Origin of the sequence: Streptomyces niveiscabiei (assembly GCF_001419795.1) — a bacterium.
Classification (GTDB): domain Bacteria; phylum Actinomycetota; class Actinomycetes; order Streptomycetales; family Streptomycetaceae; genus Streptomyces; species Streptomyces niveiscabiei.
In genome coordinates this window covers 1-16,495 of record NZ_LIRL01000042.1, presented here as the reverse complement: position 1 = coordinate 16,495, position 16,495 = coordinate 1, and the positions used below count along the sequence as shown (strand labels likewise).

The 16,495-nt window shown below is 70.6% G+C and carries 13 protein-coding genes; 7 read left to right on the top strand and 6 right to left on the bottom strand.

What is annotated here, in order from left to right:
* Positions 1 to 12 precede the first annotated feature (12 nt).
* Complete coding sequence (locus tag AOK24_RS02810) at positions 13 to 957, top strand: RluA family pseudouridine synthase (protein WP_055718449.1); 945 nt, start codon at positions 13 to 15, stop codon at positions 955 to 957.
* 60 nt (positions 958 to 1,017) lie between these two features.
* Complete coding sequence (locus AOK24_RS02805; RefSeq protein ID WP_055718448.1) at positions 1,018 to 2,604, top strand: Na+/H+ antiporter; 1,587 nt, start codon at positions 1,018 to 1,020, stop codon at positions 2,602 to 2,604.
* Between the two features lie 24 nt (positions 2,605 to 2,628).
* On the opposite strand, the gene AOK24_RS02800 is transcribed toward AOK24_RS02805, so the two are convergent.
* Positions 2,629 to 3,738, bottom strand: coding sequence for a mechanosensitive ion channel family protein (locus AOK24_RS02800; RefSeq protein ID WP_055718447.1), 1,110 nt, complete (start codon positions 3,736 to 3,738; stop codon positions 2,629 to 2,631).
* 85 nt (positions 3,739 to 3,823) lie between these two features.
* On the opposite strand from AOK24_RS02800, the gene AOK24_RS02795 reads away from it, so the two are divergent.
* Positions 3,824 to 4,393, top strand: coding sequence for a dienelactone hydrolase family protein (locus tag AOK24_RS02795; protein WP_055718446.1), 570 nt, complete (start codon positions 3,824 to 3,826; stop codon positions 4,391 to 4,393).
* Here AOK24_RS02795 and AOK24_RS02790 read toward each other — a convergent pair whose 3' ends face one another.
* The 4 genes from AOK24_RS02790 to AOK24_RS02775 all read right to left on the bottom strand — a co-directional run bounded on the left by AOK24_RS02790 (position 4,394) and on the right by AOK24_RS02775 (position 9,170).
* Positions 4,394 to 5,968, bottom strand: coding sequence for an alkaline phosphatase D family protein (locus AOK24_RS02790; protein ID WP_240553618.1), 1,575 nt, complete (start codon positions 5,966 to 5,968; stop codon positions 4,394 to 4,396). It abuts the gene before it with no gap.
* A gap of 196 nt (positions 5,969 to 6,164) precedes the next feature.
* Positions 6,165 to 6,974 carry a thioredoxin domain-containing protein gene (locus AOK24_RS02785; protein WP_055718444.1) on the bottom strand — a complete coding sequence of 270 codons (810 nt, stop codon included), beginning with the start codon at positions 6,972 to 6,974 and terminating at the stop codon, positions 6,165 to 6,167.
* 69 nt (positions 6,975 to 7,043) lie between these two features.
* On the bottom strand, positions 7,044 to 7,730 hold the full coding sequence (locus tag AOK24_RS02780; RefSeq protein ID WP_055718443.1) for a hypothetical protein: 687 nt from the start codon (positions 7,728 to 7,730) through the stop codon (positions 7,044 to 7,046).
* 99 nt (positions 7,731 to 7,829) lie between these two features.
* Positions 7,830 to 9,170, bottom strand: coding sequence for a DUF2252 domain-containing protein (locus AOK24_RS02775; protein ID WP_055718442.1), 1,341 nt, complete (start codon positions 9,168 to 9,170; stop codon positions 7,830 to 7,832).
* Positions 9,171 to 9,340: 170 nt separating this feature from the next.
* Here AOK24_RS02775 and dnaE point away from each other — a divergent pair, with 170 nt between their 5' ends.
* Positions 9,341 to 12,880 (top strand): DNA polymerase III subunit alpha, encoded by a 3,540-nt coding sequence (gene dnaE / locus AOK24_RS02770; protein ID WP_055718441.1) that lies wholly within the window; start codon positions 9,341 to 9,343, stop codon positions 12,878 to 12,880.
* Between the two features lie 75 nt (positions 12,881 to 12,955).
* On the opposite strand, the gene AOK24_RS49115 is transcribed toward dnaE, so the two are convergent.
* On the bottom strand, positions 12,956 to 13,120 hold the full coding sequence (locus AOK24_RS49115) for a hypothetical protein (protein WP_165854583.1): 165 nt from the start codon (positions 13,118 to 13,120) through the stop codon (positions 12,956 to 12,958).
* A gap of 224 nt (positions 13,121 to 13,344) precedes the next feature.
* Between AOK24_RS49115 and AOK24_RS02765 the strand changes: the two genes are divergently transcribed.
* From AOK24_RS02765 to AOK24_RS02755, 3 genes are all read left to right on the top strand, one after another.
* Entirely contained in the window at positions 13,345 to 14,535 is a 1,191-nt protein-coding gene (locus AOK24_RS02765; protein WP_055718440.1) for an NYN domain-containing protein, read from the top strand.
* Positions 14,536 to 14,631: 96 nt separating this feature from the next.
* Positions 14,632 to 15,606 carry an ABC transporter ATP-binding protein gene (locus tag AOK24_RS02760; RefSeq protein WP_055718439.1) on the top strand — a complete coding sequence of 325 codons (975 nt, stop codon included), beginning with the start codon at positions 14,632 to 14,634 and terminating at the stop codon, positions 15,604 to 15,606.
* 97 nt (positions 15,607 to 15,703) lie between these two features.
* Positions 15,704 to 16,495 (top strand): ABC transporter permease (locus AOK24_RS02755; RefSeq protein WP_055718438.1); only part of this gene is annotated, 792 nt, incomplete at its 3' end.

The following is a 16,495-nucleotide window of genomic DNA, read 5'->3' as shown; positions in this document are numbered from 1 at the left end:
CATACTCGACGGGTGAGCACGATTCCCGAGATCCGTACCCTGCCCGTGCCCGACGGCCTGGAGGGCGAGCGCGTCGACGCCGCCATCTCCCGCATGTTCGGCTTCTCCCGCACGAAGGCCGCCGAGCTGGCCGCGGCGGGGAAGGTCTCGGTGGACGGCTCGGTGGTCGGCAAGTCGGAGCGCGTGCACGGCGGCGCCTGGCTGGAGGTCGAGATGCCGCAGGCCCCCGCCCCCGTACAGATCGTCGCCGAGCCCGTCGAGGGCATGGAGATCGTGTACGACGACGATGACGTCGTCGTCATCGTGAAGCCGGTCGGCGTCGCCGCGCACCCCTCACCGGGCTGGACCGGCACCACCGTCATCGGCGGGCTCGCCGCCGCCGGTTACCGCATCTCCACGTCCGGCGCCGCCGAGCGCCAGGGCATCGTGCACCGGCTCGACGTCGGGACGTCCGGCCTCATGGTCGTCGCCAAGTCGGAGCGGGCGTACACCTCGCTGAAGCGGCAGTTCAAGGAACGCGTCGTCGACAAGCGCTACCACACCCTCGTCCAGGGCCACCCCGACCCGACCAGCGGCACCATCGACGCGCCCATCGGACGTCACCCGCAGCACGACTACAAGTGGGCCGTCACCGCCGACGGCAAGGCGTCCGTCACCCACTACGACCTCATCGAGGCGTTCCGTTCGGCCTCCCTGCTCGACATCAAGCTGGAGACCGGCCGCACCCACCAGATCCGCGTGCACATGTCCGCGCACCGGCACCCCTGCGTCGGCGACCTCACGTACGGCGCCGACCCCACCCTCTCCAAGCGGCTGCGCCTGACCCGGCAGTGGCTGCACGCGGTCCGCCTCGGCTTCGAGCACCCCGGGGACGGGGAGTGGGTCGAGTTCTCCAGCGACTATCCCGCGGACCTCCAGCTCGCGCTGGACCTGGTCCGGGAGGAGACGTACGGCTGAGCCGGTCGTGCGAGGCTTGTTCTTGATCGGTTGAGTCGAGAGAACGCCGGAGCCCTCGCCGTGGACCAACTGGCCCTCTTGTTCGTCCTGCTGCTCGGAGCCGTGATCAGCGTGCCCGTGGGGGACCGGTTCGGGTTGCCGTCCCCGGTGCTGATGACGCTGCTCGGGATTCTGCTCGCCGTCGCGGACTTCGTGCCCAACGTCGACATCCCGCCCGGGCTGATCCTGCCCGTGCTGCTGCCGCCCCTGCTGTACGCGGCCGTACGGCGGACCTCCTGGCGGCAGTTCGCCGCCAACCGGCGGCCCATCTTCCTGCTCGCCGTCGCGCTCGTCTTCGTGACGACGTTCTCCGTCGCCGCCGTCGCGCATTCGATCGTGCCCGGGCTGTCCGTCGCCGCCGCTGTCGCCCTCGGGGCGCTCGTGGCGCCGCCCGACCCCGTCGCCGCCACCGCTGTCGCCGGGCAGCTCGGGCTGCCCCGGCGGCTCGTCTCCATCCTGGAGGGGGAGGGGCTGTTCAACGACGTCACCGCGATCGTGCTGTACCACGTCGCCATCGCGGCCGTCGTCAGCGGGGAGTTCCACGCCGGCGAGGCGGTTCTCCAGTTCGTGCTGTCCGCCGTCGTCGCCGTCGTCGTGGGCGTCGCGCTCGGGTGGGGGGCCAACAAGCTCCTCGACCTGCTGGGGGACGCGACCCTCCAGATCAGTCTGACGCTGCTCGTGCCGTTCGCCGCCTACGTGCTGGCCGAGGAGCTGCACGGGTCCGGGGTGCTGGCCGTGCTCACCTGCGCGCTGTTCCTCGCGGAGTACGCCGCCGACCCCGACGACGTCGTCAACCGGCTCGCCGGGCACGCGTTCTGGGACATCGTCGACACGCTGGTCACCGGTGTGGCCTTCGGGCTGATCGGGCTCGAACTGCACAACGCCCTGCGCACCGCTTCCGGGCGGTGGGGGGAGATGCTCGGGTGGGCCGCCGTCGTCGCCGGGGTCGTCATCCTCGTACGGCTTCTGTGGCTGCTTCCGGCGGGGTGGCTGGCCCGGAAGCTGCACGCCCGGCGGGATGTCGACGAGGAGATCCCCATGAGCTGGCGGGAGACCGTCGTCATGTGGTGGTCCGGGATGCGGGGGGTCGCCTCCGTGGCCCTCGCGCTCGCCATTCCGCTGCACATCGACGACGGGTCCGCGTTCCCCGCCCGCGACGAGATCGTGTTCATCGCCTTCGGGGTCATCATGACGACCCTCGTGCTCCAGGGGCTGACCCTTCCGTTCCTCGTGCGGCGGCTCGGGGTGCGGGCCGACACCGAGCGGGAGAAGGAGTACGAGCGGGAGTTGGCGGTCCGGGCCGCCAAGGCCGCCAAGCGCAGGCTGCGCGAGATCGAGGAGGTGGAGGAGCTGCCCGAGGAGGTCTCCGAGCAGTTGCTGCGGCGGGCGTTCGAGATCGGGGTGCGGATCTCCCCGCACATCGCCGAGGACGAGCGGCGCGAGGGGCACGAGCAGCGGGTGCGCCGGCTGAAGCGGGTCCGGCGCATCCAGGGCGAGATGATGAGCGCCGCCCGGCACGAGGTGCTGGCCGCGCGCAGCGAGAGCGGGGCGGACCCGGAGATCGTGGACCGGGTCCTGCGGCAGCTGGACGTACGCAGCCTGCGGTGACACCGCGCCTCAGCCGTACGCCCGCTACCCCCGCGCCCCGTGCGGCGGCTCGTACGCCCGGCGCGGCGACGCCCCGTCCGGGCGGGGCGTTGCCGAAGGGAGCTGGGCGTCCGCCGTGTTGACCCGGGGGAGGGCGTACGGGTGGTGGTCGCACAGCCAGCGGATCATCTGTTCGCGGACGGTCACCCGCACCTTCCAGATGTCGTCCGCGTCCTTCGCCGTCAGGAGGGCGCGGACCTCGATCGTGTTCGGCGTGGTGTCGGTCACCGCGAGGTCGTAGGCGCGCCCGTCCCAGTGCTCGCACGCCCGCAGGATGTCGCGCAGGTGGACCCGCATCGCGTCCAGCGGGGCCGAGTGGTCCAGCTGCCAGAAGACCGTGCCGGTCAGCTGGGCGCCACCCCGCGACCAGTTCTCGAACGGCTTGGACGTGAAGTACGACACCGGCATGGTGATCCGGCGTTCGTCCCAGGTGCGGACGGTCAGGTACGTGAGGGTGATGTCCTCGACCGTGCCCCACTCCCCGTCGACGACGACCGTGTCGCCGAGCCGGACCATGTCCCCGAAGGCGATCTGGAACCCGGCGAACATGTTGCTGAGGGTCGACTGGGCGGCGACACCGGCGACGATGCCGATGATGCCGGCGGAGGCGAGGAGGGAGGCGCCGGCGGCGCGCATCGCGGGGAACGTGAGCAGCATCGCGGCGATCGCGACGACCCCGACGACCGCCGCGACGACCCGCATGATCAGGGAGACCTGGGTGCGTACCCGGCGTACGCGCGCGGGGTCGCGGTGGGCGCGGGAGCTGGCGTACCGGGTGAACGTGGTCTCGACGATCGCGCCGGCGATGCGGACGACGAGCCAGGCCGCCGAGCCGATGAGGACGAGCGTGAGGGTGCGGCCGATGGCGACGCGGTGGTCCTGGAGCAGCTCGGCCCTGTCGTAGGAGCCTCTGAGCAGGGCGGCGCACAGCAGGAGCTGGTAGGGGACGCGGCCCCGGCGCAGCAGGCCCCACAGGGGGGTCTCCGAGTGGCGGGCGTCGGCCTTGCGCAGGAGGTGGTCGGTGGCCCAGCCGATGAGCAGGGTCAGGGCGAGCGAGCCGCCCACGACGATCACGGGTCGGAGCAGGTTCTCCATACCGTCGAACGTAACCGCTCAGGGGCGGTCGTGAACATGGGGGCCGTGAGGCTCGTGTGAAGGGCGCGGCTGGCACCATGTGGGCATGAACATCATGCTTTTCCACTCGACCTACGGTCTCAGGCCCGCCGTACAGGACGCCGCGCGGCGGCTGCGCGAGGCCGGGCACGTGGTCTGGACGCCCGATCTCTTCGAGGGGCGGACGTTCGACGAGGTCGAGGCGGGGATGGAGTTCAAGGAGACCGTCGGCAAGGAGGAGCTCCTCAAGCGCGCCGTCCTCGCCGCCGCCCCCTACTCCGAACGCGGACTGGTCTACGCCGGCTTCTCCCTGGGCGCCTCCGTCGCGCAGACCCTCGCGCTGGGCGACGAGAAGGCGCGCGGCCTGCTCCTCCTGCACGGTACGTCGGACATCGCGCCCAACGCCTCCGTGGACGACCTCCCCGTACAGCTCCACGTCGCCTCGCCGGACCAGTTCGAGACGGACGACTGGCTGAACTCCTGGTACCTCCAGATGCGGCGGACCGGCGCCGACGTCGAGGTCCACCGGTACGCCGGGGCCGGCCACCTCTACACCGACCCCGGGCTGCCCGACTACGACGAGGAGGCCGCCGAGACCACCTGGCGGGTGGCGCTCGGCTTCCTCGACACGCTCTAGCTACACCGGGTCGTAGGTCCGCTCGACCTTCTGCGTCCCGGCGAGCGTGCGGTAGGACCGGGACCACGACGACGTCGCGTTCTGCCGCGTCTTGTCGGAGAGCGTGTAGTAGTCCATCTGCGCGCGGGCCGGCGTGATGTCGAGGACGCCGTAGCCGTGGCGGTCGGTGTCGACCCACTGGACGTGGCGGTTGGCGGCGCGGATCACCGGCGAGGCCAGGGCGGAGATGACGCCCTCGGGGGCGTTCGTGAGGTCGTCGAGGTTGTCGGAGGTGACCGACGTGACGACGAACTCGGTGGCCGCCGACGGGGAGAGCGGGTAGGTGCCGGCGTCCACGGGGACGTCGTTCGCCCACGCCATGTGGATGTCGCCGGTGAGGAAGACCGTGTTGGAGATCGCGTTCGACCGCAGGTGGGCCAGCAGTTCGCGCCGGTCGTCCGTGTAGCCGTCCCACTGGTCGGTGTTGAGGGCGAGGCCCTCCTCGGGCAGGCCGAGCAGCTTGGCCAGCGGCTTGAAGAGGTCGGCGGCCAGGGAGCCGATCGCGAACGGCGAGATCATCACCGAGTTCCCGACGAGCTTCCAGGTCGTGTCGGAGGACTTCAGCCCGGCCTTCAGCCAGTCCAGCTGGGCGCGCCCGGTGATCGTGCGCCCGGGGTCGTCCACCGAGCCGTCGCCGGTCTTCACCTGCTGTGAGCGGAAGGACCGCAGGTCGAGCAGGGAGAGGTCGGCGAGCTTCCCGAACCGCAGCCGCCGGTAGGTCGTCCCGGCGAGGGCGGGGCGCACCGGCATCCACTCGAAGTACGCCTGCTTGGCCGCCGCCTGACGCGCGCTCCAGGTGCCCTCGGCGCCCTCGGTGTGGTTCTCGGCGCCGCCGGACCAGGCGTCGTTGGCGAACTCGTGGTCGTCCCAGATCGCGACGACCGGCGCCTTGGCGTGCAGGGCCTGGAGGTCGGTGTCCGTCTTGTAGGTGCCGTGCCGGGCGCGGTAGTCGGCGAGGGTGGTGATCTCGTGGGCGGGGACGTGCGGGCGGATCACCTTGCCGCGGGTGCCGTACTGGCCGGTGCCGTACTCGTAGATGTAGTCGCCGAGGTGCAGCCAGGCGTCGAGGTCGTTGCGCGCCGCGAGGTGGCGGTAGGACGCGAAGTAGCCCGCCTCCCAGTTCGCGCAGGAGACCACGCCGAAGCGCAGGCCCGCGACGGACGCGTCGGGCGCCGGGGCCGTACGGGTGCGGGCCACGGGGGAGAGGGTGCCGCCCGCCGAGAAGCGGAACCAGTAGTCGGTCGCCGGGGCGAGGCCGCGGACGTCCGCCTTGACGGTGTGGTCGGAGGCGGCGCTCGCGGTGACCGTGCCGCGCGCGGCGATGTCCGTGAGGGCCTTGTCGCGGGCGATCACCCACTCGACCTCGGTGTCCGGGCCGAGCCCCGAGCCGGGGAGCGCCTCGGGCACCGGCGTCACCCGGGTCCACAGCAGGAGGCCGTCGGCGAGGGGGTCGCCGGAGGCGAGGCCGTGCAGGAAGGCCGGGGCGGTCTCGGAGGCGGCGCGCGCGGGGAGGGCGGCGGCCAGCGGACCCGCCAGGACGGCGGTCGCCGCCGCGGCCTTGACGACCGTGCGGCGGCGAGGGGTGAGGGACTCGTGAGTGCGTCTTTGCGGTGTGGGTTGCTGCGGTGTGGGTCTCTGCGGTGTGGTCACGAGCCCTCAGGTTACTGATCGGTATGAACGTCGGTGGGCGAACTCGTGAAGTCCGCCCACCGGTTGTTCACCGAAGAGGGGTTCAGCCCTTGAGCGCGGCGTCGACCACCTGGTTGAACTGGTCCACCGTCATCATCGGCTTCCCGTCGTTGAGCTGCTTGCCGTCCATGACGAAGCCGGGCGTGCCCTGGACGCCTTCCTTGTTGTCGTCGAACGTCTTGGACATGGCCATCGCCCAGGCGTCGTAGGTGCCCTTCTTCACGGCGTCCTGGAACTTCGCGTTGCCCTTGAGCGCGGGGACCGTGTCGGCTATCTCGATGAGGTAGCTGTCGTTCTTGAACTTGTCGTTCGTCTCCTCCGGGTGCCACTTCGTCGAGTACATCGCTGCCTTGTACTCGAGGAACGCCTCCGGGCTGACGTTCAGGGCCGCGCCCAGCGCGCTGAGGGCGTTCTTGGAGCCCTCGCCGTTGTCCTTGTTGTCGATGAAGGTCGCGCCGACGTACTGGAACTTGTACTTGCCGGAGTCGATGTCCTTCTTCACGGTCGTCCCGACCGTCTGCTCGAACTGGGCGCAGATCGGGCAGCGCGGGTCCTCGAAGATCGTGAGGGTCTTCTTCGCGGTGTCCTTGCCGATGACGACGGTCGTGCCCTTGTCGCCGGTGGTGTTGGCCGGGGCGACGACTGTGTCGCTCTTCACGGCCTCCCAGTGGTCCGGCTTGTTGGCCTGGATCACCGCGTAGCTGATCCCGCCGGCCGCCGCCAGCACCGCCAGCGCCGAGGCGCCGACGATGACCTGCCGCTTGACCTTGTCCTTCTTCGCCTGCCGCTCGCGCTCCTGGCGCAGCCGCTCACGGGCCGCCGTCTTCGCCGCCTGGCTGTTGCGCTTGCTCATGTCGGTGTTCTCCCTGGGAAAGATGCTGGGTACGGGGGTGTCGCGTCGCGTGCCTGGTCAAGCTCGGGCTCAGGCGGCGAGCGGCGGGCCCCTGCGGCCCAGGGAGTGGACGAGGAGCAGGTCGCGGACGGCGGCCGTACGGCGCGTCGCGCGCGGCAGGCGGCCACGGGCGCCGGTCTCGGGGCGCGGCCGGTGGGTGACGGCGGCCACCGCGAGCAGCAGCGGCCGGAACGTCGTCACGGCGGCGGCCCGCAGCAGTTGGGCGAGGGCCCGCTCGCCCCGGCGCAGCCAGGCGGCGGCGACCAGGCCGACGCTGACGTGCGCCGCGAGCAGCCCCCACGCGGTCGCCGGGTCGGCGTGCGCGAGGAGCGCCGGGACCTGGCCGGAGTGGGTGACGCGGGCGAGGGGGGTGCCGAGCGCGGTGCCGTCGCCGCACAGGACGTTCCAGCCGACCGAGCGCAGCGGGCCGGTGACCGGGCCGCCGGCCGGGCCGTAGCAGACGGTCTGGCCGGTCGTGAAGACCGTGTCGGCCGCCAGCTCCAGCGGGACCAGCAGCGCGGCGATCCGGGCGTAGCCGCGTTCGCGGCCCGCGAGGAGGTAGGCGAGCGCGAACACGGCCACGGCGATGAGCGCGACCGTGTTCAACGGCAGGGGGGCCCGGGACAGCAGGACGTGCGACGCGGTGCTGAGCGTCACGACGAGTGCCGTGAACAGCGCCGCGCGAACGGCTCTGAGTCGGGTCCCGGATATGTTCATAACACCGGCAGTGTTACATGGTCCGCCGTAAGAGACCCCTAAAAGCTGCCTGTGAGAGGCCCCGGGGCCGCTATGCGTGACCTCTGCGCGACCTGCGCGTCACAGACCCGGTATCCGGCCGTTGCGGAACAGGTCGACGAAGATCTGGTGGTCCTGGCGCGCGCGGGCGCCGTACGCGTGCGCGAAGTCCACCAGGAGCGGCGCGAAGCCCTCCTCGTCGGCCGCGAGCGCCGCGTCGATGGCGCGCTCCGTGGAGAACGGCACCAGCGACTCGCCCGAGGTGTCGTCCGCCGCCGCGTGCATCGTCGCCGTGGCCCGGCCGAGGTCCGCGACGACCGCCGCGATCTCCTCCGGGTCGTCGATGTCGCCCCAGTCCAGGTCCACCGCGTACGGCGACACCTCGGCGACCAGCTGGCCCGCGCCGTCCAGCTCGGTCCAGCCCAGCCACGGGTCCGCGTGCGCCTGGAGAGCGCGCTGGGAGATGACCGTGCGGTGGCCCTCGTGCTGGAAGTAGTCCCGGATCGCGCGGTCCGTGACGTGCCGGGACACGGCCGGGGTCTGGGCCTGCTTGATGTAGATCACGACGTCGTTCTCCAGGGCGTCGCTGTGCCCCTCCAGCAGGATGTTGTACGACGGCAGCCCGGCCGACCCGATGCCGATGCCCCGGCGGCCGACGACGTCCTTCACGCGGTACGAGTCGGGGCGGGCCAGCGAGGAGTCCGGGAGGGTCTCCAGGTAGCCGTCGAACGCGGCCAGCACCTTGTAGCGCGTCGCCGCGTCCAGCTCGATGGAGCCGCCGCCCGGCGCGAAGCGGCGCTCGAAGTCGCGGATCTCCGTCATCGACTCCAGGAGGCCGAAGCGGGTCAGCGAGCGGGCGTCCCTGAGCGCGTCCAGGAGCGGGCCCTCGGCCGTGTCCAGCGTGAAGGGCGGGACCTCGTCGCGCTTCGCGCCCGTCGCCAGCGCGTGGACGCGCTCCCGGTACGCGCCCGCGTAGACGCCGACCAGCTCGCCGATCTGCTCGTCGCTCAGCGCCTTCGCGTACCCGATGAGGGCGATGGAGGCGGCGAAGCGCTTGAGGTCCCAGGTGAAGGGGCCGACGTACGCCTCGTCGAAGTCGTTGACGTTGAAGATCAGGCGGCCCGTCGCGTCCATGTACGTGCCGAAGTTCTCCGCGTGCAGGTCGCCGTGGATCCACACGCGCGCGGTGCGGTCGTCCAGGTAGGGGCCGCCGTGCTTCGACCCAAACTGATCAGACACAGTCAGGTCGTGGTAGAAGAGAGCGGCCGTCCCCCGGTAGAACGCGAACGCGGAAGCCGCCATCTTGCGGAACTTCACGCGGAACGCGGCCGGGTCGGCGGCCAGGAGCTCGCCGAACGCGGTGTCGAAGACGGCGAGGATCTCCTCGCCGCGCTGCTCGTCGTTGAGCCGGTTGACCGACATCGCCGGGTGCCTCCTGGTGCGTACGTGTTCGACAGTGTTTCTGCCGACTCCAACGGGCGGGGTCTTCGAGAAGTGCCCGCCTGTGAAGGTACGCGGGGGAGCCCCGTGCGTGTCAGTGCCGAGGCATAGACTTCACGCCGACCCCCAGACCGCTCCCAGGAGGCCACGCCGTGTCGAAGCCGCCGTTCACGCACCTGCACGTCCACACCCAGTACTCCCTGCTGGACGGTGCCGCGCGGCTCAAGGACATGTTCGACGCGTGCAACGAGATGGGCATGACCCATATCGCGATGTCCGACCACGGCAACCTGCACGGGGCGTACGACTTCTTCCACACGGCGAAGAAGGCGGGCATCACGCCGATCATCGGCATCGAGGCGTACGTCGCCCCCGAGTCCCGGCGCAACAAGCGCAAGATCCAGTGGGGCCAGCCGCACCAGAAGCGCGACGACGTCTCCGGTTCCGGTGGTTACACGCACAAAACGATGTGGGCCGTGAACAAGACGGGCCTGCACAACCTCTTCCGCCTCTCCTCCGACGCCTACGCGGAGGGCTGGCTCCAGAAGTGGCCCCGGATGGACAAGGAGACCATCTCCCAGTGGTCCGAGGGCATCGTCGCCTCCACCGGCTGCCCCTCCGGCGAGCTCCAGACCCGCCTGCGCCTCGGCCAGTACGACGAGGCCCTCAAGGCGGCGGCCGACTACCAGGACATCTTCGGCAAGGACCGCTACTTCCTGGAACTGATGGACCACGGCATCGAGATCGAGCACCGGGTCCGCGACGGCCTCCTGGAGATCGGCAAGAAGCTCGGCATCCCGCCCCTGGTCACGAACGACTCGCACTACACGTACGCGCACGAGGCGACCGCCCACGACGCCCTGCTGTGCATCCAGACCGGCAAGAACCTCTCCGACCCGGACCGCTTCAAGTTCGACGGCACCGGCTACTACCTCAAGTCCACGGACGAGATGTACGCCGTCGACTCCTCGGACGCCTGGCAGGAGGGCTGCGCCAACACCCTCCTGGTCGCCGAGATGGTCGACACCACCGGCATGTTCGAGGCCAAGAACCTCATGCCGAAGTTCGAGATCCCCGAGGGCTACACCGAGGTCACCTGGTTCCGCGAGGAGACCATGGCCGGGATGCGCCGCCGCTTCCCGGACGGCATCCCGGACGACCGCATGAAGCAGGTCGAGTACGAGATGGACACCATCATCTCGATGGGCTTCCCGGGCTACTTCCTCGTCGTCGCCGACTTCATCATGTGGGCCAAGAAGCAGGGCATCGCGGTCGGCCCCGGCCGAGGCTCGGCGGCCGGCTCGATCGTCGCGTACGCCATGGGCATCACCGACCTCGACCCCATCCCGCACGGCCTGATCTTCGAGCGGTTCCTCAACCCCGAGCGCATCTCCATGCCGGACGTCGACATCGACTTCGACGAGCGCAGGCGCGTCGAGGTCATCCGGTACGTGACGGAGAAGTACGGCTCCGACAAGGTCGCCATGATCGGCACCTACGGCAAGATCAAGGCCAAGAACGCCATCAAGGACTCCGCGCGCGTGCTGGGCTACCCGTACGCGATGGGCGACCGCCTCACCAAGGCCATGCCCGCCGACGTCCTCGGCAAGGGCATCGACCTCGACGGCATCACCAACCCCTCCCACCCGCGCTACAACGAGGCGGGCGAGATCCGGGGGATGTACGAGAACGAGCCGGACGTCAAGAAGGTCATCGACACCGCCAAGGGCGTCGAGGGCCTGGTCCGGCAGATGGGCGTGCACGCCGCCGGCGTCATCATGTCCAGCGAGCCCATCGTCGACCACGCCCCGGTCTGGGTGCGGCACACCGACGGCGTGACCATCACGCAGTGGGACTACCCGAGCTGCGAGTCGCTCGGCCTGCTGAAGATGGACTTCCTCGGCCTGCGCAACCTGACGATCATGGACGACGCCGTCAAGATGGTGAAGTCCAACAAGGGCGTCGAACTCGACCTGCTGGCGCTGCCGCTCGACGACCCGACGACCTTCGAACTCCTCCAGCGCGGCGACACGCTCGGCGTGTTCCAGTTCGACGGCGGGCCCATGCGGTCGCTGCTGCGGCTGATGAAGCCCGACAACTTCGAAGACATCTCCGCCGTCTCCGCGCTCTACCGTCCCGGCCCGATGGGCATGGACTCGCACACGAACTACGCGCTGCGCAAGAACAAGCTCCAGGAGATCACCCCGATCCACAAGGAGCTGGAGGAGCCGCTCGAAGAGGTCCTCGCCGTCACCTACGGCCTGATCGTCTACCAGGAGCAGGTGCAGAAGGCCGCGCAGATCATCGCCGGGTACTCGCTCGGCGAGGCCGACATCCTGCGCCGCGTGATGGGCAAGAAGAAGCCCGAGGAACTCGCCAAGAACTTCACGATCTTCCAGGCGGGCGCCCAGAAGAACGGCTACAGCGACGAGGCGATCCAGGCGCTGTGGGACGTGCTGGTGCCGTTCGCCGGGTACGCGTTCAACAAGGCGCACTCCGCCGCGTACGGGCTCGTCTCCTACTGGACGGCCTACCTCAAGGCCAACTACCCCGCCGAGTACATGGCCGCGCTCCTGACGTCCGTCAAGGACGACAAGGACAAGTCCGCGATCTACCTCAACGAGTGCCGGCGCATGGGCATCAAGGTGCTGCCGCCGGACGTCAACGAGTCCGTGCACAACTTCGCCGCCCAGGGTGACGACGTGATCCTCTTCGGGCTCGAAGCGGTCCGCAACGTCGGCACGAACGTCGTCGAGTCGATCATCCGCAGCCGCAAGGCCAAGGGGAAGTACGCCTCCTTCCCCGACTACCTCGACAAGGTCGAGGCCGTCGCCTGCAACAAGCGGACCACCGAGTCGCTGATCAAGGCCGGGGCGTTCGACTCCCTCGGGCACACGCGCAAGGGGCTCACCGCGCACTTCGACACGATGATCGACAACGTGGTCGCGGTGAAGCGCAAGGAGGCGGAGGGGCAGTTCGACCTCTTCGGGGGGATGGGGGAGGAGGACAGCAACGAGCCCGGGTTCGGGCTGGACGTCGAGTTCACCACCGATGAGTGGGAGAAGACGTATCTGCTCGCGCAGGAGCGGGAGATGCTCGGTCTGTACGTCTCCGACCACCCCCTGTTCGGGCTCGAACACGTCCTCTCCGACAAGGCCGACGCCGGGATCGCGCAGCTCACGGGGGGTGAACACGCCGACGGGGCCGTCGTGACCATCGGCGGGATCATCTCCGGGCTCCAGCGCAAGATGACCAAGCAGGGCAACGCCTGGGCCATCGCCACGGTCGAGGACCTCGCCGGGTCCATCGAGTGCATGTTCTTCCCGGCGACGTACCAGCTGATCTCCACGCAGCTCGTCGAGGACGCCGTCGTGTTCGTCAAGGGGCGGCTCGACAAGCGGGAGGACGTGCCGCGGCTCGTCGCGATGGAGCTGGCCGTGCCGGACCTCTCCAACGCGGGGACCAACGCGCCGGTGATCCTCACGATCCCGGCGACCCGGGTGACGCCGCCGATGGTGAGCCGGCTGAACGAGATCCTCACGCACCATCGGGGGGACAGCGAGGTGCGGATCCGGTTGCAGGGGCCCACGAAGACGACGGTGCTGCGGCTGGACCGGCACCGGGTGAAGCCGGACCCGGCGCTGTTCGGTGACTTGAAGGTGCTGCTGGGCCCGGCTTGCCTGGCCGGGTGAGGTGGTGATGACGTAGAAGAGGGGCGCATCCCTTTGTGGGTGCGCCCCTCTTCGCGCTACTGCCTCTTGCCGTCCTCAGTTGTGGCCGAAGCGGCGTTCGCGGTGTTTGCGGGCCATGTCCATCGGGCTCGCCGTGGTGGCTCGCTTCGCTTCCGCTTCCATCGCGGTCTGCTGGGCCTGCTGCTGGCCGCGTTCCGCCTGGGAAGCCTGGGCGCGGTTCTGTTTCTTGTGCTTGGCCATGGGGATCTGCCTCCTGAGGATGGTTAGGGGCTAGGGCCTGGTTCAGACTCACACGGGCAGAGATAAGCCGCATTTCGGATCATTGCCCTGTGTGACCAAGGGGTCGGAGGGGGCAATGTCCCCAAACGCCACGCCGAAGATCGAGTTCCGGCCGTTAACCCTCGCGAGGTCGGGCAGACTCCAAGGAAGCCCGAAGCACAACTCCCGGGAAGAGGGTGAGTCGCGTGGACCGCTGCATCGTCCTGGTGGACGCCGGGTATCTGCTCGGGGCCGCCGCCAGTCTCCTCGCCGGCGAGCCCTCGCGCTCCCGTATCAGCGTCGATCACAGTGCACTCGTACAAGGACTGCGAGAACAGGCGGAGTCCGACACCGAACGGCCGCTGCTGCGGATCTACTGGTTCGACGGCGCCCCCGACCGCGTCCCCCAGCCCGAGCACCGCAGGCTGCGCGTGATGCCCCGGGTCACCGTCCGGCTCGGCGCGCTGACCCGCAGCGACGGACGCTGGGCGCAGAAGGGCGTCGACGCCGCGATGCACGCCGAGCTGACCGAACTGGCCCGCAACCGCGCCTGCTCGGACGTCGTGCTGGTGACCGGCGACGGCGATCTGCTGCCGGGGATGATGGCCGCGAAGGAGCACGGCGTCGCCGTCCACCTGTGGGCCGTCCAGGCCGCCGACGGGGACTACAACCAGTCCGAGGACCTCGTCGCGGAGGCGGACGAGCGGCGGGTCCTCGACCGGACGTGGATCACCAAGGCCGTCCGCGCGAAGGAGCACGGCGGGGTGTGCGCGCCGCAGCCCGTACCGCGCCCGGAGATCGCGGCGATCCTCGCCGCCCCCCTGCCCGACGCGCCGCGTCCCCCCGACCCCGAGCCGCACGAGCACGCGCAGCCCGACAGCAACGGCGTCTCGGAGCGCGTCCCCGCGCCCAAGGGCATCCCCACGCCGAAGGACCTCGCGACCCTGCGCGCCTCCGGCGAGAAGCCGGTTCCCGCGCCGAACGCGACCCTGCGCTGGTCCTCCGACAAGGGCTGGGTCGACCGGCCCGCCGCCGAGCCCCCCGAGGCCGCCGCCATGCCGACGCTCGCGCAGCTCACGACCGCCGAGCAGCGCTGGGCGGACCGCGAGGAGGACATCACGACCGTCGGCGGCGACCCGTACGAGGTCGGACAGGTGTTCGCGCGGCGCTGGATCGCCCGTCTCGGCGACCAGAGTCACCTCCCGAAACTGTCCGGAATGTATCCCCGCGTACCCCACCGCATCGACGGCGAGCTGCTGCGCTACGCCGCCCGCTTCGGGCTCCTCGCGCACAAGGACGACCAGATCGACGAGCACGACCGGTACGCGATCCGGGCCGGATTCTGGCGTGAGATCGACGCCAGGACCGGCGTCGAGCACGCGCCGGCGGCCGACTGAGCGGCGACCCGGACAAGGGCCGGGCCCGCCGACCCCGTACGCTCTCCCCTTGTGAGTACGCGCGCGGCACCGGCAGTCCGGCACACGGAGGACGTCGTGTGTGCCGTGCGCGGGCTGACCAAGACCTACCGGGCGGTGCGCGGCAGACGCGGCGCGCCCGGCACGCCCGAGGTGCGGGCCACGGACGACGTCTGCCTCGACATCCACCGCGGTGAGATCTTCGGACTGCTCGGGCCCAACGGCGCCGGCAAGTCCACCCTCGTACGGCAGCTCACCGGGCTGATGCGGCCCGACTCCGGCAGCGTCGAGATCCTCGGGCACGACATCGTGCGCCACCCCGAACGGGCCGCGCGGCTCCTCGCGTACCTCGGGCAGGAGTCCACCGCGCTCGACGAGCTCACCGTCTCCCTCGCCGCCGAGACCACCGCGCGGCTGCGCGGGCTCGACGTGCACGAGGCGCGCGCCGAGCGGGACGCGGTCCTCGACGAACTGGGGCTCACCGCGCTCGCCGGACGGCCGCTGCGCAAGCTGTCCGGGGGGCAGCGGCGGCTCGCCTGCTTCGCCACCGCGCTCGTCGGGGAGCGGCGTCTGCTCGTCCTCGACGAACCCACCACCGGCATGGACCCCGTCGCCCGGCGCGCCGTCTGGTCCGCCGTCGACCGGCGGCGGGCCGAGCGGGGGACGACCGTGCTGCTCGTCACCCACAACGTCATCGAGGCGGAGACCGTCCTCGACCGGGTCGCCGTCCTCGACCGGGGGCGCGTCATCGCCTGCGACACGCCTACGGGGCTGAAGGAGCAGGTCGCCGGGGAGGTGCGCGTCGATCTCGTGTGGCGGGAGAAGGCGCCGCTGGACGTCCCCGAGGTGGCCGCGCTGCGGGAGCGGGCGATCGAGTCGGGGCGGCGCTGGACGCTGCGGCTCGCGCCGGAGGAGGCCCGGGCCGTCGTGTCGACCGTGACCGGCGGGGCCGCGTTCGCCGCGCTCGACGACTTCACGCTGGCCACGCCGAGTCTTGAGGACGTGTACCTCGCGCTCGGGGGGAATTTCCGGCAGGGGCTGGTGAAGGCATGAAGGGCCCTTTTGGCGTCCTGTGTGACGCGATGAGTTTTTCGGGCGCCGGATCCGTACGGGACGGGGCCGGGGTCCTGGAGAAGAGGAGCAGCGCCACGTGAGTGTCGTACCCGCCGGGGTTCTGCCGGGGAGTGTGCGGGGGGCGGAGCAGGGAAGGCGTGAGGCCGCCGAGCTCGGGCCTCGTGCCCGGCTGTGGCCGTCCCTGGCCGCCGTGTACCGCGCGCAGCTCTCGCGTGCGCGGGTGGCGCGGATTCCGCTGCTCTTCGTCGCGACGTTCCAGTCCGTCGGGATCCTCATCATGATGCGCGGGGTCGTCGACGGGGGGAGCGAGGCCGAGGCCGTCGTCGCCGGGTCCGCCGTGCTCGTCGTCGCCTTCGTCGCGTTGAACCTTCTCGCGCAGTACTTCGGGCAGTTGCGGGCCAGCGGAGGGCTCGACCATTACGCGACGCTTCCCGTGCCGCCCGCGGCCGTCGTGCTGGGGGCCGCCGGGGCGTACGCGTCGTTCACCGTGCCGGGGACCGTGGTGACCGCTGTCTTCGGGTGCGTGCTCTTCGGGTTGCCGCTGACTCATCTGTGGATCCTGCTCGCCGTGATCCCCCTCGCGGGGGCCGCGTTGTCCGGGCTGGGGGCGGCGCTGGGTTTGTTGGCGCCTCGGCCTGAACTGGCGACCGTGATGGGGCAGTTGGGGATGTCGGCCGCGCTGCTGCTGGGGGTGCTGCCGCCGGACCGGATGCCGGACGCGGTGCGGTTCGCCCGGGATCTGCTGCCGTCGACGTACGGGGTGGAGGCGATGGCGCGGACGTTCGCGGAGCGGCCCGACTGGGGGTACGTGGTGGGGGATCTGGCGGTCTGTGCCGGGGTGGGGGTCGTGTCGCTGGCGGTGGCCACG

Bases quoted from the DNA above. Each gene is read 5' to 3' on its own strand.
- AOK24_RS02800 (WP_055718447.1), bottom strand. From the start codon at position 3,738: ATGGAGAACCTGCTCCGACCCGTGATCGTCGTGGGCGGCTCGCTCGCC.
- AOK24_RS02795 (WP_055718446.1), top strand. From the start codon at position 3,824: ATGAACATCATGCTTTTCCACTCGACCTACGGTCTCAGGCCCGCCGTA.
- AOK24_RS02785 (WP_055718444.1), bottom strand. From the start codon at position 6,974: ATGAGCAAGCGCAACAGCCAGGCGGCGAAGACGGCGGCCCGTGAGCGG.
- AOK24_RS02780 (WP_055718443.1), bottom strand. From the start codon at position 7,730: ATGAACATATCCGGGACCCGACTCAGAGCCGTTCGCGCGGCGCTGTTC.
- AOK24_RS02775 (WP_055718442.1), bottom strand. From the start codon at position 9,170: ATGTCGGTCAACCGGCTCAACGACGAGCAGCGCGGCGAGGAGATCCTC.
- AOK24_RS49115 (WP_165854583.1), bottom strand. From the start codon at position 13,120: ATGGCCAAGCACAAGAAACAGAACCGCGCCCAGGCTTCCCAGGCGGAA.